At 66.2% G+C, this 20,321-nt stretch carries 18 protein-coding genes; 6 read left to right on the top strand and 12 right to left on the bottom strand.

Going from position 1 to position 20,321, the window contains the following annotated elements:
• Nucleotides 1-194: 194 nt before the first annotated feature.
• From PW843_27235 to PW843_27220, 4 genes are all read right to left on the bottom strand, one after another.
• Complete coding sequence (locus tag PW843_27235) at nucleotides 195-1,400, bottom strand: hypothetical protein (protein MDE1150261.1); 1,206 nt, start codon at nucleotides 1,398-1,400, stop codon at nucleotides 195-197.
• Between the two features lie 151 nt (nucleotides 1,401-1,551).
• On the bottom strand, nucleotides 1,552-2,385 hold the full coding sequence (locus PW843_27230) for an ABC transporter ATP-binding protein (protein ID MDE1150260.1): 834 nt from the start codon (nucleotides 2,383-2,385) through the stop codon (nucleotides 1,552-1,554).
• A gap of 27 nt (nucleotides 2,386-2,412) precedes the next feature.
• Nucleotides 2,413-3,171, bottom strand: coding sequence for an ABC transporter permease subunit (locus PW843_27225; GenBank protein ID MDE1150259.1), 759 nt, complete (start codon nucleotides 3,169-3,171; stop codon nucleotides 2,413-2,415).
• 10 nt (nucleotides 3,172-3,181) lie between these two features.
• Nucleotides 3,182-3,976, bottom strand: coding sequence for an ABC transporter permease (locus PW843_27220; protein ID MDE1150258.1), 795 nt, complete (start codon nucleotides 3,974-3,976; stop codon nucleotides 3,182-3,184).
• A gap of 165 nt (nucleotides 3,977-4,141) precedes the next feature.
• Between PW843_27220 and PW843_27215 the strand changes: the two genes are divergently transcribed.
• The 3 genes from PW843_27215 to PW843_27205 are packed head-to-tail and all read left to right on the top strand — an operon-like array spanning nucleotide 4,142 to nucleotide 6,908.
• Nucleotides 4,142-5,206, top strand: a complete 1,065-nt coding sequence (locus PW843_27215) for an ABC transporter substrate-binding protein (protein ID MDE1150257.1) — start codon at nucleotides 4,142-4,144, stop codon at nucleotides 5,204-5,206.
• Nucleotides 5,207-5,217: 11 nt separating this feature from the next.
• Nucleotides 5,218-5,817 carry a nitroreductase family protein gene (locus tag PW843_27210; protein ID MDE1150256.1) on the top strand — a complete coding sequence of 200 codons (600 nt, stop codon included), beginning with the start codon at nucleotides 5,218-5,220 and terminating at the stop codon, nucleotides 5,815-5,817.
• 14 nt (nucleotides 5,818-5,831) lie between these two features.
• Nucleotides 5,832-6,908 carry an ABC transporter substrate-binding protein gene (locus tag PW843_27205; GenBank protein ID MDE1150255.1) on the top strand — a complete coding sequence of 359 codons (1,077 nt, stop codon included), beginning with the start codon at nucleotides 5,832-5,834 and terminating at the stop codon, nucleotides 6,906-6,908.
• 267 nt (nucleotides 6,909-7,175) lie between these two features.
• Here the strand turns inward: PW843_27205 and PW843_27200 are convergent, their stop codons facing one another.
• Together PW843_27200 and PW843_27195 are read right to left on the bottom strand one after the other, a co-directional pair.
• Nucleotides 7,176-7,910, bottom strand: coding sequence for a class II aldolase/adducin family protein (locus PW843_27200; protein MDE1150254.1), 735 nt, complete (start codon nucleotides 7,908-7,910; stop codon nucleotides 7,176-7,178).
• Nucleotides 7,911-8,057: 147 nt separating this feature from the next.
• On the bottom strand, nucleotides 8,058-8,546 hold the full coding sequence (locus PW843_27195; protein ID MDE1150253.1) for a hypothetical protein: 489 nt from the start codon (nucleotides 8,544-8,546) through the stop codon (nucleotides 8,058-8,060).
• Between PW843_27195 and PW843_27190 the strand changes: the two genes are divergently transcribed.
• Together PW843_27190 and PW843_27185 are read left to right on the top strand one after the other, a co-directional pair.
• A complete protein-coding gene (locus PW843_27190; protein MDE1150252.1) occupies nucleotides 8,491-8,709 on the top strand; it encodes a hypothetical protein in 219 nt (72 codons plus the stop codon). The two genes, PW843_27195 and PW843_27190, sit on opposite strands and share 56 nt — an antisense overlap.
• 29 nt (nucleotides 8,710-8,738) lie before the next feature.
• The gene (locus PW843_27185) at nucleotides 8,739-9,533 is read left to right on the top strand and encodes an ABC transporter ATP-binding protein (GenBank protein ID MDE1150251.1); all 795 of its coding nucleotides are present in this window, start codon (nucleotides 8,739-8,741) and stop codon (nucleotides 9,531-9,533) included.
• A 51-nt stretch (nucleotides 9,534-9,584) separates the two neighbouring features.
• On the opposite strand, the gene PW843_27180 is transcribed toward PW843_27185, so the two are convergent.
• The 3 genes from PW843_27180 to PW843_27170 form a co-directional block, all read right to left on the bottom strand.
• Nucleotides 9,585-11,255 carry a hypothetical protein gene (locus tag PW843_27180; GenBank protein ID MDE1150250.1) on the bottom strand — a complete coding sequence of 557 codons (1,671 nt, stop codon included), beginning with the start codon at nucleotides 11,253-11,255 and terminating at the stop codon, nucleotides 9,585-9,587.
• A gap of 247 nt (nucleotides 11,256-11,502) precedes the next feature.
• A complete protein-coding gene (locus PW843_27175; protein MDE1150249.1) occupies nucleotides 11,503-12,111 on the bottom strand; it encodes an XRE family transcriptional regulator in 609 nt (202 codons plus the stop codon).
• 253 nt (nucleotides 12,112-12,364) lie between these two features.
• Nucleotides 12,365-13,687: an amidohydrolase gene (locus tag PW843_27170; protein ID MDE1150248.1), complete on the bottom strand. Its 1,323-nt coding sequence runs from the start codon at nucleotides 13,685-13,687 to the stop codon at nucleotides 12,365-12,367.
• A 143-nt stretch (nucleotides 13,688-13,830) separates the two neighbouring features.
• On the opposite strand from PW843_27170, the gene PW843_27165 reads away from it, so the two are divergent.
• The gene (locus PW843_27165; GenBank protein ID MDE1150247.1) at nucleotides 13,831-15,909 is read left to right on the top strand and encodes an ATP-dependent helicase; all 2,079 of its coding nucleotides are present in this window, start codon (nucleotides 13,831-13,833) and stop codon (nucleotides 15,907-15,909) included.
• 10 nt (nucleotides 15,910-15,919) lie between these two features.
• On the opposite strand, the gene PW843_27160 is transcribed toward PW843_27165, so the two are convergent.
• From PW843_27160 to PW843_27150, 3 genes are read right to left on the bottom strand one after another with little or no spacing between them, the layout of a single operon-like run.
• Nucleotides 15,920-17,671 (bottom strand): dynamin family protein, encoded by a 1,752-nt coding sequence (locus PW843_27160; protein MDE1150246.1) that lies wholly within the window; start codon nucleotides 17,669-17,671, stop codon nucleotides 15,920-15,922.
• Nucleotides 17,658-19,319 (bottom strand): hypothetical protein, encoded by a 1,662-nt coding sequence (locus tag PW843_27155; protein MDE1150245.1) that lies wholly within the window; start codon nucleotides 19,317-19,319, stop codon nucleotides 17,658-17,660. Before PW843_27155 ends, PW843_27160 begins: the two co-directional genes overlap by 14 nt.
• A 9-nt stretch (nucleotides 19,320-19,328) precedes the next feature.
• Nucleotides 19,329-20,156: a hypothetical protein gene (locus tag PW843_27150; GenBank protein ID MDE1150244.1), complete on the bottom strand. Its 828-nt coding sequence runs from the start codon at nucleotides 20,154-20,156 to the stop codon at nucleotides 19,329-19,331.
• Nucleotides 20,157-20,321: the final 165 nt, after the last annotated feature.

Below are 20,321 nucleotides of genomic sequence, written 5' to 3'. Positions count from 1 at the left end.
AAATGTTGTTTTTTCGCCTCCGATGACTTTCAAAATATCCGAAATCATCACGACCTGGAGCCGACGGTGTTTAGAGCAAGATGCGATCACGCGTGATCGCATCTTGCTCTAATCGAAACCACCGCCGGCTCTATTTAGGTCTGTCCGCAAGCGGATTCACGCCTCAAGGTGCTTCCGCCTTTACGCGACCCGCTCTAGGCCGGCCCGGCCTCGGCCGTCGGTGTCTGGGCGGCCGTCCCGCCGAAGCACCAGCGCAGGGCCAGCACCCCATAGACGGCGGCGCTGAGAAAGAACAGGCCGCGCAGGCCGGTGACGGTGCTGAGCGCCCCGCCCACCACGCCGCCCAGACAACTGCCGGACATGGACGACATCAGCTGGAGGGAGGCGGTGCGGCTCTTGTTGTGCTCCAGCGCGCTCAGCTGCCGCACGTTGACGATGTTGGTGACACCGACACCGGTGCCCAGCAGCAGGGTGGCCACGGACAGGCTCCAGTACCCCTGCGCCAGGCCGACCAGCACCAGGCCGACCACGACCAGGACCAGGCTGACGCGATAGAGCGTCACCGCCGCCAGGGCGCGCAGGGCATGGCTGCCCAGGAACAGGGTGCAGACGGCGACCCCGCCCTCCACGAACCGCACGGAAACGGCCAGGGTTTCCGGCAGGTGCAGCATGGTGACGCCGATCAGCACGACGAAGGCGGTGAAACAGGCGACGACGGCGGAGGACGACAGCTCCACCGTGCACACACCCAGCACCGCCGGGTCGCGCAACAGGCCGGCCATGCCCGCCACATTCTCGCGCAAGGTGGGCCGGGCGCCGGCCTTGGGGTGGGCGGGCAGGATGCCAAGGCCGGCGAAGGCCATGACGCTGAACATGGCGGCCACCGTCCAATAACCGGCGAACACCCCCAGGCGTTGCAGGATGAGGGTGCCCAGCAGGGGCCCCGCCACGATCATGCCCACCACTTGTGAGCCCCGGTACCACCCGGCCTTGGAGGCACCGAAGGTCTTCAGCCGCTCCATGAACGTGCCGGTGATGGCGACGATGCGGAAGGGGATGCCCAGATTGCCCAGGGCGCCGGCGATCAGCACCCCCACCCAGCTGGTGGAAAAGGGGGCGACCAGATAGACCGCCATGACGAACAGGCTGGCGGTGAGATAGATGGCGCGCGGGCCGAAGCGGGCGGCGGCCAGGCCGGCCGGCAGGGTCATGAAGGCCATGCAGAAGCTTTGCGCCCCGCTGATCAGGCCCATCTGGAACCCGCTGGCGCCCAGGCGGATGGCGAACAGGGTGGACAGCACCTGCAACATGCCGATGGTCAGGCCGGCGAAGCCCGACAGCATCAGCAAGGTGCCCAGGGTGGAATGGCGGCGCCAGGCCGCGTGAACGGTGGAAATCATGGGTAGGCATTCCCCATACGGGGCGCATCGCCCCGCCTGTGTTTTTATAGCCCGCGACCGCGGGCGCCGGAGCTTGTCCGGGGAGCGTAGCGGACTGGAAGGCGAGGAAGGCCAAGCGGCCGGACGGCCGCGCCCGCCGTTTGAGGGAACCCTAATCACTGCCCAGGTCGGCCAGGATTTCCTTCTTGAGGCGCGCCAGGGTGCGGTCCTCGCGGTCGCGGGGATGGGGCAACGTCACGTCGATGGTGCGGCGGATGCGGCCGGGACGGGGCTGAAGGACCACCACCTGGTCACCCAGCAGCAGCGCCTCCTCGATGTCGTGGGTCACCATGATCATGGTGATGCCCTTTTCCAGCCAGATGCGTTGCAGTTCGTTCTGCAGATGGATGCGGGTCAGCGCGTCCACCGCGCCCAGCGGTTCGTCCAGCAGCAGGATTTCCGGCTCGTTCACCAGGGCGCGGGCGATGGCGGCGCGCTGCGCCATGCCGCCCGACAGCTGGTGGGGGTAGGCCTTCTCGAACCCGCTCAGGCCCACCAGCTTCAGGTGTTCCTGCACCAGGCGGCGCTTGTCGACATGGTCCAGGTCGCGCATCTCGAACGCCATGGCGACGTTTTCGGCCACGGTCAGCCAGGGGAACAGGCGGTGGTCCTGGAAGATCAGGCCGCGGTTCAGGCTCGGGCCGGTGACGCTGCGCCCGCCCACGCGGATTTCGCCCTGGTAGTCGCGGTCCAGGCCGGCGATCAGGCGCAGCAGGGTGGACTTGCCGCAGCCGCTGGCGCCCACCAGGGTGACGAACTGCCCCGGTTCCACCGTCAGGCTGATGTCCTCCAGCACCGGCAGATCACGGCCGTCGATCCTGAAGGCCTTGGAGACGCCCCGCACCACCAGGTCGCTGGCGTGCGACCGGGCGCGCGGCGCAGGGTGGCTGGCGGCCGGGGGCACGGCGTGGTGCGGGTTCAGGCTGATGACCTTGGGCGGCTGCATGGTTCTGGTTCCGATCCGGATAAAGGGTCAGGCGAAGGTGGTGCGCCAGCGCAGCAGGCGGCGTTCCAGCAGCGTGACCAGGATGTTCATGAGGGCGCCGGTGGCGCCGATCAGCGCCATGCCCAGCAGGATGGTGTTCATCTGGAACAGGTTGCGCCCGGCCTCCAGGATGTTGCCGACGCCGGGTGCGGTCGCCAGGAACAGTTCCGCCGCCACGACGGCGATCCAGGCGAAGGCCAGCCCCTGCTTCAGGCCGGTCATCACCGCCGGCATGGCCCAGGGCAGCAGCACGCGGCGCAGCAGGCGCCAGCGGCTGAAGGTCATCACCCGCGCCACGTCGCGATAGCTGGCGGGCACGCCGCGCAGGCCCTCATGCGTGTTCAGCGCCACGGGGTAGAAGGCCGCCATGGCGACCAGCACGATCTTGGCCGTCTCGCCAATGCCGAACCACAGGCCCAGCATGGGGATCAGCCCCAGGATGGGCACTTGGCGCAGCAGGGTGATGGGCGGCCCCACCAATCGCTCCGCCCAACGGGAGATGCCCAGCAGGGCGCCGACCGCGACGCCGGCCCCCGCACCGGTGGCGAAACCCACGGCCACGCGCATCAGGCTGGCCAGGTAATTCTCCTGCAAGCCGCCGTTGGCAAGGGCGGCTCGCGCTGTCACCAGCATGCCGCCGATGGACGGCACGTTGGCCGCCCCGCTGAAGCGCACACCGATCTCCCAGGCCAGGGCCAGGGCGATCACCACGGCCAGGCCGCGCAGCTCGATACGGAAAGTTTTCATTTTTTGTGCCTCAAGCGCCGGCGGGTTGGCGCCAGGGGGACAGGCGGCGTTCGATACCGCGCAGGACCTGGTCCAGGGCGAAGCCGATCAGGCCGGTCAGGACGATGCCGACCATGACCACGTCCAGCTGAAACATCTCGCGCGCCCAGTTCATCATGTGGCCGATGCCGCTGTCGGCGCCGAACAGCTCCGCCGCCACCACCATCATCCATGACCGGCTGAGCGCCAGGCGCAGGCCGGTGAGGATGGCGGGCATCGAGGCCGGCAGCACGATGCGGCGCAGGGTGCGCCAGGTGCTGAACTGGTACAGCGCCGCCACGTCGCGGTAGGCCCCCGAGACGTTGCGCACGCCGTCGCAGGCGTTCAGCGCCACCGGGAAGAAGGCGGCGTTGGCGATGATGGCGATCTTGAACGGCTCCCCTATCCCCAGCAGCAGGATCAGCATGGGCCCCCAGGCGATGAAAGGCACCTGGCGCACGATATCCAGCGGCAGGCCGATGTAGCGTTCCAGCCGGGGGCTGAGGCCCAGGGCCACGCCCACCACCAGGCCGGTGGATCCGCCAAGGACGAAGCCGGTCATGACGCGGCTGGCGCTGGCCCACAGATTGTCCTGAAGCTCGCCCGTGGCGCTGAGATCCAGGAAGGCCTGCCACACCTGTTCCAACGGCACCAGGATGGTGGGCGGGAACAGGCCCGTGCGGGTCACCGCCTCCCACGCCGCCAGGAACAGCGCAATCGCCAGCAGCGGCCATCCCGCCGCCGCGGCCCGCCTGCGCAGGGAAGCACCCACCGCCAACGCCATCATCACCCCCTGCCCGCAAAACCCCGAATAGGCGGAAAACGCCGCCCGGAACATAATTCTCTATAAAATCTATAGACCAATAAGTCAATCAATTGACACTCAATGAAACGCCATGTTAGAATTTTAACAATAAATAGATGTTATTTTCCCCAAACCGTGAGCCCCGCCATGCCCGATACGCTCGCCCCCACCAGCGCCCCCACTGGCGACACCACCGAACTGTGGTACACGCGCTGCCCCGTCCCCACCGCCACCGGCATCGCCCTGGACCAGGGTTGGCTGGGCGGGGAGTTCGGCCGGACCGGCATCGATCTCAAGTCGCTGGCCGATGCGCCCGACCCGGCGGTGCGCCTGTCGCACTTCCACCACCGCCTGCCCGGCCTGTTCCGCGAGGGTGGGAACATCCCGGCCATCTGGGCGAAGTCGCTGGGCCAGGACACGGCGGTGGTGGCGCTGACCTGGGTGGATGAGACGCAGGTGCTGCTGACCCGGCCGGACGGCGGCATCCGGGGCCCCGCCGACCTGAAGGGCCGCCGCCTGGGCCTGCCCAAGCGCGGGGGCGAGGCCATCGACTTCGCCCGCGCCATGGCGCTGCACGGCTACGTCTCCGCCCTGCGCCTGGCCGGCCTGACCACCGGCGACGTCACCCTGGTGGACGTGCCCGCCCCGCCGACGGAGTTCCGCCGGGGCGACAGCCGGGGCCCCTGGCGCGACCCGACCTTCGACGCCCTGCTGGCCGGGACCATCGACGCCGTCTACATCAAGGGCGCCGCCGCCGTGTCGCTGCGCCGCCAGCACGGGCTGCAGGTGGTGGTGGACCTGAACGCGGTGGACGACCCGGCCGCCCGCATCAACAACGGCACGCCCCGCCCCGTCACCGTCAACCGCAACCTGGCGGAGAACCGGCCGGACCTGGTGGCGCGCTACCTGGCCGTGCTGTCGGCCACCGCCGACTGGGCGACGGATCATGCCGAGGACGTGCGCCGCATCGTGGCGGCCGAGACGTCTACCGACGTGGCCAGCGTGCTGGACGCCTACGGCCCCGAGCTGCACCTGCGCCTGAAGCCGCGCCTGCCGCCCGACTGGATCGCGGCGTTCGAGACCCAGAAGAACTTCCTGCGCGACCGGGGCTTCCTGGCCGGCGACGTGGACGTGGCCGCCTGGATCAACCCTGAGCCCCTGGCGGAAGCCGAGCGCCTGCTGGCCCAGGGCGCCGTCACCCTGCCCGTCTGACCGGAGCCCCCATGTCCACCTTGCCCCCGTCACCCCGCCGTGCCGCGCACGATATCGCCCCCGTCTTCACCAGCCGCTGGTCGCCCCGGTCCTTCACCGGGGAGGATATCCCCGACGCCGTGCTGCTGACGGCGTTCGAGGCGGCGCGCTGGGCCCCCTCCGGCTTCAACCTGCAACCCTGGCGCTTTGTCTATTCCAAGCGCGGGTCGGCCAGCTGGGCCACCTTCGTCAACCTGCTGTCCAGCAGCAACCGGGCCTGGGCTGAGAAGGCGTCGGCCCTGATCCTGGTGGCCTCACAAACCCACCTGGTGTGGAATGGTGAGCGGGCGCCCGCCCGGTCCCATTCCTTCGACAGCGGGGCGGCCTGGTCCAACTTCGCCCACCAGGCCAGCGTGCTGGGCTGGCACACCCACGGCATCGGCGGTTTCGACCATGCCGCGGCGCGCGAGGCCCTGCGCATCCCCGACGATTTCGCGACCGAGGCCATCATCGCCATCGGCAAGCTGGCCCCCGCCGACGCCCTGCCCGAGGCGCTGCGCCAGCGTGAATTCCCCAGCGACCGCCTGCCGCTCAGCCAACTGGTCGGCGCCGACGTCTTCCCCGCCGCCTGAAGGACACCACGCTTATGAGATCGCCCCTTCACCGGCGCGCGGCCATCGCCGCCCTGGCCTTGCTAACCTTGCTGCCGGGCCTGAACACCGCCCGGGCCGAAACCCCGCCGGCCGTCATCCGCATCGGCACGCCGGGCGCGCTGGGCCCCGACGGCCAGCCGGTGCGCGGCTCCGCCTACGGCCAAGCCACCATCGACGCGCTGGAGCAGGAATTCGCCGGCACCGGCACCAAGATCGAGTGGAAGTACTTCGTCAATGTCGGCCCCGGCATCAATGAGGCCTTCGCCGGCCACCAGATCGATTTCGCCAACTATGGCGACTTCCCCGCCATCATCGCGCGGTCCAGCGGCATCCCCATCAAGCTGCTGTCGCCGGTGACGCGCGGTTCGCTGGAGGCCTATCTGGTGGTGCCCAACGGGTCCACCGCCAAGACCATCCAGGACCTGAAAGGCAAGCGGGTGGCGGTGAACATGGGCCGGCCGTGGATGCTGGCCTTTTCCCACCTGCTGGCGGCCAACAACCTGAAAATGAGCGATTTCCAGATTTATAATCTGGTGATGCCCGACGGCGACGCCGCCGTGGCGGCCGGCACGGTGGACGCCCAGTTCACCCTGAACGGCCTGCAATTGCAGTCGCGCGGCCTGGCCAAGCCCATCTGGTCCACCCTGGACGCGCCCCTGGAATGGAAGTTCGTCGCCGATCTGTTCGGCAGTGAGGACTTCATCAACAAGTATCCGGAAACCACCCAGCGCCTGGTCCGCGCCTATGTGCGCGGCGCCCTCTACTACTCCCAGCCTGAGCATCGGGAGGAGTATCTGCAGAACCTGGCCAAGTTCCAGGCCACCCCCTACGACCTGATCGCCAAGGAGTGGGCGCACAAGGACGCCGCCATGGTCCTGTCCCCCCGCTTCGACAGCTTCGTGAGCCAGCATTACCAGCAGGCCATCGACTACGCGTTCGACAACAAGCTGATCCGCCGCAAATTCCAGGCGACGGATTTGTTCGAGCCGCGTTTCGCCGAGGCGGCCCTGAAGGAACTGGAACCGGCTCAAGGGGCGGCTTCCGGGGCGGCCAAGGGCGCCACCCGCTAAGTCTTATCCCTTCAAGCGCCGGGCGGGCGCATCCGCGCCCTTGGCCTGTCCTCGACTTCCAGTCCGCTGACGTTTGTCACGATGAGGGGGCCGCGTCTCAAGGGCGCGGCCCCAGCCATGTCCGGACATATCGCCCGTGCCCGGTCAGCCAAAAAGAAACCCCGGAGACCATGGCCTCCAGGGCAGTAGCGGCGACCTTGACCTGTCTGGCCAGGGCCGGGCGGTGGGGGAAGGCCCTGAGAGGATGCCTTCCCGCCGAACCTGATCTCACTCGGCGGCGGCCAGGTGGATGGTGCCGTCGTCGTCCACGGTGGCGTCGGGGGGCACCAGGCCGCCCATGCGCCACTGCTGCTGCAGCACGCCGGGGCCGAAGGCCTTGGACCCGCCCAAGGCGGCACCCAGCACCTGGAACTGGGCGCCTTCCTCCAGCAGGATGATGTCGTTGGCCAGGGCGATGATGCCCTTACGGCTCCACACCGTGGCGCCGCCGTTGGCCTCGACGATGCCGGGGACCTCATTGTCCACCTTCAGGGCATCCAGGATGAAGTCCACCTCCTGCTGGCGGCGATTGATGTAGACCGGCAGTTCGGCCGTGAAGCGGAAGCGGCGGTTGGGCACGTACAGCAGGGGCAGCACGCTGTGCGCCTGGGAATAGGCACCGAGATAGGGCGTGTGGACGTGGCTGATGGCCTGCACGTCGGCATGCTCCCTGAACAGCTTGGTGTAGCGCCCCTCACCCCGGCCGCCCTTGCCCAAATAGGCGGTGCCGTCGAAGCCGACGACGGAGGTGTTGACCGCGTCCAGATCATCACCCCACGGGCCGGTGTAGCCCAGGTTCACCAGCTTTTCCTCACCCGGCACGCGCACCGTGAAGCTGAGGGTGCCGCTGGCGGAAATGGTGCGGGTTTCGCGCAGCACGCGGAACGCCTTGCGCGCGTCCTTTTGCGCCTGAAGCACGAATTCAAGGGCGGACGGGCTGAGGCCCTGGGAAGGGGAGGACATGCGTTTTCTCCGGTCGTTTGGCGGATGAGAGGGGGAGCGGACGGCGATGGCGAACACCCGTCAGGCATTCAACACATGCGGACTGTTATTCATTCGTGATTTGCACAAGAAGGTTCACACGGGCGCCAAACTGTGTCAACATAATATCTATCGATAAACTAGACTATTGATCTGGCGCAGTCGTGCCGCACGACCTTCAGGAGATGCCGCCTCATGACCCTGTGGAAATCCATCCAGCGGTTCGCCGGTACAGCGGCGCTGCTGCTCGCGGCCACCGCCGGCGCGCATGCCGATGACGGCAAGGTCGTGCGCATCGCGGTGATCAACGCCTATGCGGTGGGCCAGCTGCATCTGACCAAGGCCGACTACGCGCTGGAAAAGCAGGGCTGGCTGAAGGCCGAACTGGCCAAGCGCGGCTACACCTTCGAATGGTACCCGGTGGCCAACGCCGCCGTCGGCCCGCTGGTGAACGAGGCCTTCGCCGCCCATACCATCCAGTTCGCCGGCTACAGCGACCTGCCCTCCATTGTTGCGCCATGTGCGCTTGCCGGCCGCCCTGCCCTTTTTCTTCACAGGATTGATGCAGGCGACGGCCTTCGCCTGGGTGACCTCCGTCGCGGCGGAGTTCTTCTTCAACCCCGGGCCCGGCCTGGGCAATTTGATGCTGAACGCCCAGGCGGCCTTCCGCATGGACATCGTGCTGCTGTCCGTCCTGCTGATCACCCTGACGGGCTTCGCCACCAACTGGGTCCTGGCTCGTCTCGCCCGTCGCACCCTGCGCTGGCGCGAAACCCGCTGAACGCTTATCCGGATATCGCTGGCGCCGCCATGAACCACACCGCCCCCCTCCGCCCCGAGACCACCGCCGCCCAGGACACCGGCGCCCTGTCCATCCGCGGCGTCGCCAAGCAGTACACGCTGGACGGCAAGCCCCTGGCTGTGCTGGACGGCATCGACCTGGACATCCAACCCGGCCAGTTCATCAGCATCGTGGGCCGCAGCGGCTGCGGCAAGTCCACCCTGCTGCGCCTGATCGCGGGATTGGATGACCAGTATGAGGGCGACATCCTGCTGGACGGCCAGCGCATCCAGTCCACCAGCCTGGACCGGGGCATCGTCTTCCAGGACCATTCCCTGTTCCCCTGGATGAATGTGGAGGAGAACGTCGCCTTCGCCCTGCTGAACCACGACCTGCCAGCGGCGGAGAAGCGCCGCCTGGTGCGCGAACACATCCAGCTGGTGGGCCTGTCGGGTTTTGAGCGCGCCTACCCCAAGGCCCTGTCCGGCGGCATGGCCCAGCGCGCCGCCATCGCCCGCGCCCTGGTCAACCGCCCCAAAATCCTGCTGCTGGACGAGCCCCTGGGCGCCCTGGACGCCCTGACCCGCATCCATCTGCAAAAGGAACTGCAGCGCATCTGGATCGAGCACCGCACCACCATGATCATGGTGACCCACGACGTGGAGGAAGCGGTCTATTTGGGCGACCAGGTGGTGGTGATGGACGCCCGCCCCGGCCGCATCCGCCGCGTGGTGCCGGTGCCGCTGGACCATCCGCGCGACCGCAAGGCGCCGGGGTTCCATGCGCTGACGGAGGAGATCATTGGGGATTTGACGGAGGGGTGAGGGGCATCGGGCAGCCTCAGCATTGCCCTATACCCCCTCACATCTGCGTCCTCAGTTGCCCGTAGAGCTGTTATTGGCGTCCGTGACGGCTTGCTTGTACGTCGCCTGGGCCGTCAGCAAGTTCGCCTTGGCGTTGATCAGGTCGGTTTCAGCCGTGACCGAGTCCTTCTGGCCCGTGATCCCGCCAACAATCCCGCCGAGGAAGCCGCCGACGATGTTCGACGGCAGCGACACGGCAGCGACCACCGGGCTGGGCCGCACATATTGCGCGTTGGTGACCCGGCCATTGGTGAAATCGATGTGCGTCGTCTGCTTAACCAGGCTCGTCCGTTCGACGGGCACGACGTACAGTGAACGACTGTCGAGAGCCAGCACCGACGCATGTGCCAGGGACTGCTTCCCCATGGTCACATCAATCGTGCACGGCCGCGGCAATGACACGACGACGCCCGAATACGACGTGTTGTCGGATCTAAAAAGTTCCTGCCCGCACGTTGCACTTATGGCGATATTTTCCGTAATATTGTTATCTTTTCCCAGCTTAAGGATCTCATAGTTCTGCGGTGCGGGCGGAATCTTGGGGTCGATTGGTTGGGGAGTATTTGGCAGTGCCAGTATAATATATTCTGCAATGGCTAAAAGCAGAGGCAAACGCTGATCTGGCTTCGCCTTTTCAAGTTGTGATGTCAAATCACTGACCGACTTTTTGTCAAAAACCGACAGAAAAATCTGAAGATCTTTATGTGATTGGAAGCTAAAATGCTTCCATCCAGGACTGCCAACATCCAATGGCTGACCGGCCGGCGCTTTCACGGCACCAACGACGGTTCCGATCGACGTCGCCAGCCCCGTCAGGACTGCACCGGTTTGATCGTCTGCCGAAGTCTCAACCAGTAAAGGCAACCCCACCTCGTCGGTCTTGAATGTGAAGCTATCGGTTGAGGAATTGTCAACATCCGGCTTGAGCTGAAACAGCTGATCAGGATCCGCATCCACAGTATACTTGAGGTTGACGGCGACTGGAGTTGGGCACTCATCCTGAATGAGGGCATAGGTCTTGTTTGCCACATGCGCTACCTGGATGGCTGCCGGCGAATCCTTCAGATATTGCTGCAATCCGGTAACAACCGCCTTGATCTCCGCATCAGTCGCTGGATTTTTTTCGCGTTCAGGATCGGTAAGGCCATCGATCTGTGTAAGAAGGCCATCCGTGGTTGCCTTGAAGCGCATATAGGTGATCCGGCTCTTCCGATACTCGGTGCGCAAATCCTTGCAACTGGCCGGTTGGGCGACCGTCGCCTGTCCGTCCTGGGCGTCGCCAGCCTTCGGCGTCGCGCTGGCGTTTGCCGCCTGTGACTTGTCGACGGCCGCAGGAGCGTCTGCGGTGGCCACAGCCGCCTTCTTAGGGGCGGCGCCGGCCGACTTCTTATCGCCAGCCGCGTCCTTCGCCGTGCCCTCATCCGCCTTCTTGTCGGCATCAGCCGATACCGCATCGTCAGGAAGCGACAGTGTCACTTGTACCCAGGACCGACCGACACCGTAGATGCCGACCGCACCTGGGGATAGGCCCCCTTGGTCGATTTTGGCGGAGGTCACCACCGGGGTGCTCGAACATCCCGCCAATGCGAGCGATGTGCTCACCATCAGGATTCGGCTGAGGCCATAACGATCCCTGTTCCGCCCATCCGTGCGCCGCACGGTTCCGCTGCCCTGTTTCCTCATGAGTGATAGTCCCCCATTCAGGATTGAGATCACGAAACTCACGCCACCTTTGGAGGATTAGATTAAGACGATGCTCACCTAAAGATAGAGTGCATTCGTATATATTGCCTCCTTTGGTCGATCGCCTCATCATCACACACCAAAAAGAACAATGCGCGGCGGGCGCCAGGCCGAGGGCGGCTGGCGGGGGAATCGGGCTTTTGGCGATATGGGCGAAACCTGCCGCACCCTGCGGCGGCGCGTGGCCTTATCCCGCCGCCACCGGATACGTCACCACCAGGTACATCACCGCCGGCTTGTCGCCCAGATTGCGGTAGCTGTGGCGGACGTCGGGGTGGAAGTGCACCGCGTCGGCCGTCTCCAGCAGCACGCGGGCGGCACCGGCGGTGAGTTCCACCAGGCCGTGGGTGATCACCAGGTTGGCGAGCGTGCCGGGGGCGTGGGCCTCCACCACCTCCACCGCGCCGGGGCGCAGGACCTTTTCATAGAATTCGGTGCGCCGGGCGCGATCGGCGGGGAACAGGGCGCGGGTGCGCGCGGTGCCGTCCAGGGAGGACAGCACCTTGGTCTCGGCCACCCGCAGGACGGTCATGTCGACCGGTGTGCCGCCCTCCATCAGAACCTCGAACGGTTCGCCCAGGGCGCGGCTGAGTTTCCACAGCACGCCGATGGTGGGCATGGAGCGGCCGGCCTCGATCTGGCCGATCATGGCGCGGCTGACACCGGATAGACGTGACAGGGCATCCAGGGTCAGGCCGTGGCCGGTGCGCAGCCGGCGCAGGTTGGCGCCGATGGCCGCCCCCAAATCGTCGATCTCGGCATCGACCTCCGCCGCCCGCCCCGTCTTCGTCGCCATGCCCGCCCCGCCCGTCGCCACAGGGGCAGACTGTAGGCGCGGGCGGACGGGGCGGCCAAGGCAAAATGCCGGGCCACCCCACGACGGCGGCGGCATGAGGTGCCCCTCATGCCGCCGTAGGCCCCGACCGGGGCCGCCGGAGGTTTCCGGGGAGCCGCAGGCGGACTGGAAACCGAGGATGAGGCCAAGCCGGCGGATGCCGGCGCCCGCCGCCTGAGGGGGTGTTTGATCGGTCCCGATCAAACACCACGCATCACGGCGAAGCCGGTGCCAAGGTCTTGACCGCCAGCACCAGGGCGTCCGCCCCGGCCTTGATGCTGGGCTCGGGCAGCACCTGGAAATAGGGCGAGTGGTTGGCCGGCAGGGGCACGCCGGTGGCCTGGCTTTCCGCCACCTTGGCGGGGTCGGCACCGCCCAGGCCGAACATCAGCGAGGGCACGCCGGCGGCGGCGAATTCGGAGAAATCGTCGCTGGGCGGGTGCGGCGGCGCGGTGATGGGCAGCAGGGTGACGGTGGCACCGAAGGCCGCCTTCTCCGCATCACCCACCCGCTGCGTCACCGCCGGGTCGTTGAAGCCGGCACCCGTGCCCATCAGGTGGGTGATGCCGGGGTCGGGCGCGCCGGCGATGGCGGCGTCGCCCCGGGCGGTACGCTCCACCCCCTTCAGCAGCAAGTCGCGCACGGCCGGGTCCTGCGAGCGCAAGGTCAGCTTCAGCACCGCCTTGTCGGGGATGATGTTGCTGACGCTGCCGGCCTGGAAGGCGCCGACGGTGACGACGCCGAAGGCGGCCGGATCCTTTTCCCGGCTGATCACCGTCTGCACGTCGCTGACGAAATGGCTGCCGATGACGATGGGGTCGATGGACCGGTTGGGGGTGGAGCCGTGGGCGCCCCGGCCGTTGAAGGTGATCTGCACCTCATCCACCGCCGAGGTGGTGGTGCCGGGCTTGAACGACAGCGCCCCGGCGACACCGGACCCGACGTGCAGCGCCAGGGCGTAGTCGGGCTTGCCGAAACGCTCAAACAGCCCGTCCTTCAGCATGGCGCGGGCCCCGGCCCCCTTTTCCTCCGCCGGCTGGCCGATGAACAGCAGGGTGCCGCGCCATTCCGCCTTCTGCGCCACCAGGGTGCGGGCCACCCCCAGCCAGATGGCCATGTGGATGTCGTGGCCGCAGGCGTGGGCCACCGGTGTCGGCTGGCCGTCCACATCGGCCACCACATGGCTGGCGTAGGGCAGACCGGTCTTTTCCTCCATGGGCAGGGCGTCCAGTTCGGTGCGGACCAGCACGGTCGGCCCCGGGCCGTTGCGGTAGACACCGACGATGCCGGTGCCGCCCACCTTCTCCGTCACCTGGAAACCGGCGGCGCGCAGTTCCTTGGCCAACAGGGCGGCCGTGCGCGTCTCATGGAAGCCCAGTTCCGGATGGCTATGGATGTCGCGGAACAGCGCCTCCAGGCTGGGATAGGCCTGGTTGAGATAGGCGGCGGTGTCGGCGGCGTGTGCCGTGGCCGACAGGCACAGGGCGGTGACGGCCGCGGTGATGAGGCGCTTTTTATTCGGTCGCTTGGTCAGCATGCGATCCCCCAATCAACAGTATGGTTTTGTGGTTAAATATTTTATCTATAGATTTAGTATATTATTGAACGACGGGCTGCAAGCCCCGCCCTTGACCAACAGGCCGGCTTGCGAACGAAACAGGAATATGCCACCAAATCCGGGTGACCCAGTTATCCCCCTCTCCCGCCGCCCCCCCGCCGGATGCCGGCCACCTGGATGAGCTGAACGCCGACCAGCGGCGGGCGGCGACGCATGGCGACGGCCCGCTGCTGGTGATCGCCGGCGCGGGATCGGGCAAGACCAAGACCATCGTGCACCGCGTCGTGCGCCTGATTGAGACGGGGGTGGACCCACGCCGCATCCTGCTGCTGACCTTCTCGCGCCGCGCGGCGGCGGAGATCGCGCGACGGGTGGAGCGGATGGCGGAACGGCTGATGGCCAAACAGTCCATCGTCATCAATGACGCCCTGGCGGGATCGGGCACCTTCCACGCCGTGGGCGCCCGGCTGCTGCGCGAGTTCGCGGAGGAGATCGGGCTGGACCCCGCCTTCACCATCCACGACCGCGAGGATTCCGCCGACCTGATGAACATGGTCCGGCACGAACTGGGCTACGACAGGACGGAGAGCCGCTTCCCCGCCAAGGGGTCGTGCCTGGCCATATATTCCCGGGTGGTGAACGCGGAAGGCGCCTTGGCGGACGTGCTGACGCGCGCCTTCCCGCAGTACCTGGGCTGGGTGGATGAGTTCCCGAAGCTGTTCGCCGCCTATGTCGAGGCCAAGCAGGCCCAGGGTGTGCTGGATTACGACGATCTGCTGCTCTACTGGGCCCGCATGGTGGAGGAACCGTCCTTCGCCGCCGCCATTTCCGACCGTTATGACCACATCCTGGTGGATGAGTACCAGGACACCAACCGCTTGCAGGCCAGCATCCTGCGGGCGCTTCGGCCCGACGGGCGCGGCCTGGTGGTGGTGGGCGACGACGCCCAGTCCATCTATGGCTTCCGCGCCGCAACGGTGCGCAACATCCTGGACTTCCCCCACCAGTTCCAGCCGCCGGCCACGGTGGTGACCCTGGCGCGCAACTACCGCTCCACCCAGCCCATCCTCAGTGCGGCCAACGCCGTCATCGGCCTGGCGCCGGAGCGGTTCACCAAGGATTTGTGGACGGAGCGCCAGGCCGGCGACCTGCCCCGCCTGGTCACCGTCCCGGATGAGGGGGCACAGGCCCATTACGTCGCCGAAAAGATCCTGGAGGCGCGGGAGGAAGGCCTGGCCCTGATCAGCCAGGCCGTGCTGTTCCGCACCGCCCACCACAGCGGCCCGCTGGAGGTGGAGCTGACCCGCCGCAACATCCCCTTCCGCAAGTTCGGCGGGCTGAAGTTCCTGGACGCCTCGCACGTGCGCGACGTGATGGCGGTGCTGCGCTGGGCCCAGAACCCGCGCGACCGCCTGGCCGGCTTCCGCACCCTGCAACTGATGCGCGGCGTGGGGCCGAAGGCGGCGGCGGCGGCCCTGGACCTCACCAGCGGCTTCACCGGGCTGGAGGGGCTGGACGGGTTCAGCCCGCCCGCCCGTGCCGCCGGTGACTGGGCGCCTTTCCTGGATCTGGTGGGCCGCCTGTCGGGGGCCGGCACCGGCTGGCCCACCGACATGGAACTGGTGCGCCATTGGTATGAGCCGCACCTGGAACGCCTGCACGAGGATGCCGGCCCCCGCCTGGCCGATCTGCGCCAGTTGGAGCAGATCGCCGCCGGCTTCCCCTCACGCGAACAGTTCCTGACCGACCTGACCCTGGACCCGCCCGGCGCCACCAGCGATGAGGCCGGCATCCCCAGCCGCGACGACGATTACGTTACCCTGTCCACCATCCATTCCGCCAAAGGCCAGGAATACAAACGCGTGTTCGTGCTGAACGCCGTCGACGGCTGCATCCCGTCCGACCTGGGCGTGGGCTGCAGCGACGATGTGGAGGAGGAACGGCGCCTGCTGTACGTCGCCATGACGCGGGCCCGGGACGCCCTGCACCTGGTGATGCCGCACCGTTTCTATGTGACGCAACAGGCCAAGGCCGGCGACCGCCACGTCTTCGCCGCCCGCACCCGCTTCATCCCCAAGGCCATCCTGCCCCTGTTCGAGGCCCGCGCCTGGGCCCCCGCCCCGCCGCCCGGCACGACGCCCAAGCCCCGCCCCGCCGGCAAGCTGGATCTGGGCGCCCGGATGCGGGGCATGTGGCGCTGACGGCGGCGCCTCAGGTGCCGGTGGCCGACCATTCCCCATCCAGCACCGGGGCCGGGCGCAATGCCGCCGCCAGTTCTCGCCGGATCGCCGCCAATTTCTCCTGCCGGTCGACGATGGCCTTCAGGCTGTCCTGCTGCGTCGCCAGGACAGTTTCGAACACCTTGATTTGTGGCGCGAAGGTCTCAATGGTCAGTTGCTCGTTGCCAAGGACGTCGTAAATGGCCTTGAAGTGCTCCTTGATCATTTCAATCAATTCATCCTTTAGCTTGGCCAATTCCTTCTGATCGGCGACGTTCTTGTAAACGTCGAACGCCTCCCCCAGCACCTGGACGGCGGCGCCGGCGATCCCCGCCCACTTGGCGACATTGCCCGCGACCTTGACCGCCCCCCAGGGCTTGAACTTGATGGCGACGCCGGTGACGCTTTTCAGCGCGTCGCGCGCGGCGAAGACGCCGGTCTTTATCGTGTCCACCGGCATTCCGGCCAGGCCATCCAGCGCCTGCTTGGTGATGGTCATCGCGGAATCGGCCAAGGCGGCGGCGAAACTGGCCGACGCGTCCAGTTGGGTCTCGATGCGTTTGGCGATCTGGCCCAGCACATCGGTGGACTGCTCGAACGCCCAATACAGGGCGATGTCGATTTTCAGCCGAAGTTTATAACCCGTATCGTCCTCGCTGTAGCCGATCTCGTCTTCCAGGAAAGCGACAATGCCTTCGCGCCCCAACGCGCGGATTATCTCCTGCAGTCGCTTTTCCTCCTGCTGCAGTTCTTCCGACAAATCCCCGCGGGCCGACATGACGGTCCGTTTCGCCTGTTTCACTTCCTCCGAAACGCGTTGGGAGTCCTGGATCAACGCAGTGGCGGCCAGCGAGGCCCGGCCGATTTCCTCATCCGCCGCGGCCAGCTTGCGGCCCAGGACATCGCCAACCACGTCCAGGCCGGTCTTGCGGATCAACACATCGCGGGTGCTGTGATCCAGGACGGTGTTGGCCACATGCCGCAGCACGCCGATCCGCGACCGTTCCTCATAGACCTGCTTCTTCTCGAACCAGAAGTCCAAGCCGCGCCCATTGGGGTTCGAGGCGACGCAGACGATGTTCAGGGCCGCCCGTTCCACATCCGTCAGGGCGACGAAGCGTTGCAGCTTTCCGGCCAGATTGTCCTTCTTGATCCTGGCCTGGGCGGCGAAATCGTCCGCATCGCGCAGGTCCGCCACCTCATCCATCTTGTTGATGACGAAAATGGTGGCGGCCAGCTTGTTCAGATCCCGCAACACCCACCGGACCACGTCCTTGTGGCTGTCCTTCAGGGGGTTCGTGGCGTCGACCACATAGAAGATCAGGTGGGCTTCCGACAGGTATTCCCGGGTGATGTCGCCATACTGGATGTCGACGCCATCCTCATCCTGCCGCCGCTTGTCGCCGAACAGGCCGGGGGTGTCGACGATCTCACATCGGGCGGGCAGATTGTCCGGGCGATAGAAGGCCAGGCGGTCGGACGATTCATCGGAATCGATCTTCATGTCGGGCATCACCTGCCCCAGCCAGCCGGCCACGACGCTGGTCTTGCCGTCGGAAAACGCGCCCAGCAGCGCAATGCGCAGCACGTCGTCCTGGACGTCCCGCACCGCCTGCTCGATCTTGCCGATGTCCGCCGCGACGTCCAGGCCCAGATCCCCCAGCTTGGCGACAACCGCCCGCAGGCGGGTCATGGACGCCAGGACGTCCGCCTTGCCCATCTCAAAACGCTCAAAACTTTCCATCAGCCATGGCCTCCAACGTCGCCCTGTACGTTTTCAGGGATTGAATTTGCCCTTGGACCAGATCGCCGACCTGACCTATCCCGGCCATGTCGGCATCCAGGCCCGCCATGATGGGATCCAACAGTTCCCGGCGCACATCCGCGCAGGCGCCGGTCCGCCAAGCGCCCAGGCTGACCCGGAAGTCGACTTCCGCCTCTTCAAGTTGCTTCAGAATTTTTGCCTGCACCTCACGGGCCCGTCCGACCGCATCAAGCAGAAACCATTTGAACAGGTTGATGACCGCCCCCACGACAGCGCCCGCAATCACGCCCACCAGGTTGCCCAGGCCAGGTATGACCGACCCCACAGACATGCCCGACAGGGCATAACTCCCAACGTCCCACAGCAGGTTTTTGAAAGCGCTGAAGCTGAAAGACAGGCCCTCCAAGGCGGCAATCATCGCCAGGGACCCGCCATCCATTTTCGAGACCTCGTGGCGGAACTGGATGCGGGCGAGATCCAGTTGCAGCCCGTTCAGCGCCGCTTCCACATCGTCCTTCAACGACGCGAGACTGGTGCGGTGCGCGGTCTCCAGTCCGCTTACAAGCGCCGCCTCCGCTTCCTTTTGCACGGCGTCCATCGCCATCTTGATCGCGGCCTTAGCCTGGGTCCTCTCGATGGCATCCTGGATGGCGGCGCGCAGGGTGTTGAAGAACATGCGACCCGCATTGTCGCATTTCCGTTCGAAGGCTTTGCGGAAGCTGGTGAAGGCATTCTCGATGGCTTGCTCGGCCTGTTGATAGCTCACCGTCATTTCGCCGGCGACCACCCGCTGCGCCGCGGCGCTGTCCTCCAGCGCCGTCACCGTCTGGTCGATCAGGCGGATGATCTTGCGGAAATTGCCGGCGACGATATCGGCCTGGAAGGTGCCTGCCTTCCCGCGGATGATGTCGGCGAGTTGGTCCACCCGGCTGAACTGGCGCAGGGCGTCAGGACTGGGAAAATCCTTGGCCAGGCTGGCTTGCCACTTGGCCAGGTCCCCCCGTTCCGGGGCGATGGTCGACAGGCCCCGGTGATCATGCGCCAGCGCGCAGAACCCCAACATGCCCTGCACACTGACACAGCCCCGCAACAACTCCGGCCCCAGGATTTCCAGCAGGGTCGCGCTGGTCTGTTCCCGCACCGCCTGGGCATCCTTGTGGGCCAGTTCCAGGTCGATCCGGTCCTCGGGATATTCATAAGAGTCCGCCTTGCCCCGGATGTTGCAGATGGCCTGCACCACGGCGTAACGGTTGAGGTAGGCCCGGATCTTCCGGGCCGTCTCCGCCTCGGGCTTCTTGTTGCCGCTGACATAGAAAACCAGATGAGCCTTGGCGATGGCCGCCCGCACCTTGTCGGCGTACTTGGACTCATCACCCTCGATACCGGGCACATCAACCAGTTGGAAGGTCTGGCCGGCATAATCGAACAGGTAGCTGACGTTGTCCTGGGTGAAATCGGGCTCCCCTGTCCCGATGATGCGCCCATCCACCTTGCTGGCGTCGCGTTGCGCCACCTCCAGCCGCGCCTGTAGGTCCAGCAGGGGTGGCAACAGGGCGGCGACCGGTTCGCCACCAACCCTTTCCGACCCCGGCGCCCCCGTCCCGGGGTACGGGTTCCGTCCGTCCATTTCCCGACCTCAGCCCGGCCGATGCAGCAGAAGGAACCCCAGGGCGCCGCCAAGGACGCCGAGGACCACGCCCCCCACCGCCCATATCAGGTTCCGCAACAGCGTGCGACGCCGCCGCTCTTCCCGGGCGATCGCCTCCGCCCCCGCCACGGCCGCGCCCAGGGCCGCCATGTCCCGGGAAAACGCGGCCGCGCGGTCCGCCAGGGCGGCCACGATGCCGGCCGCATTCTGGGCGGTCGCCCGGCGCGTCGCCTCAGCCTCCCGCCTTTGGCCGTCCTGGAGGGCGGCGATGTCCCGCCCCAGCGCGCCGACCTGTTGGCGGGCCGCGTCCTGCCGTTCCGCCAAACCATCAATGACGTCGCGCACGACCGCCCCCTCCTGCCGCACGGTGGCGGCAAGGTCGGTGATGCCCTGGCCGATCACAGCGACATCCGCGTCAAAGGCGAGATAGCGGCGGTTGAGATCGTCGATCAGCCGGGCGCTGTCCTGCGAGAATACCGCCGCGATGTCGTCGGCCGTCGCCTGGTTTTGCCGGATGCGTTCCTGGCGCTGCTGTTCATTGAAAATGATCCGCAGGCTTTCAATAAGGGTGCTTTTCCCTGCATTCGTTTCGCCGAAGAATGCGACAGTGAACCGTTCCCATTCAGAATTACTTTCCAGGAAAGAAAATTCTGAATTAAAATTCTCACGAATCTCGATCAGTTTTCCGCGGATGGCCTCAAGATTCTGGCTACCCTGGGGATTTGATATTTTGATTTCCGCCAGATTATTCAGGGCCGTCGTGACGTGGCCCTCAATATCCCGATAAAGGTAGGAAATATCCCGCGTTTCACCCATAGCCGCCCCGTCAATTTTCAGATCTTAGAATAGGCAACACCGCCCGCACTTCTCTTTATGCGTGTATGAGCCTACCCAAGAGAACGGGGGTACACAAGCCTTCGGGCGATCCCCCAGCGCCGCTATGACCGCCCGTGGGGCCGAGTTCTTACGGTAATAATATTG

This window comes from Azospirillaceae bacterium (assembly GCA_028283825.1).
Classification (GTDB): Bacteria; Pseudomonadota; Alphaproteobacteria; order Azospirillales; family Azospirillaceae; genus Nitrospirillum.
This window is presented reverse-complemented; position numbering and strand designations above follow the sequence as displayed.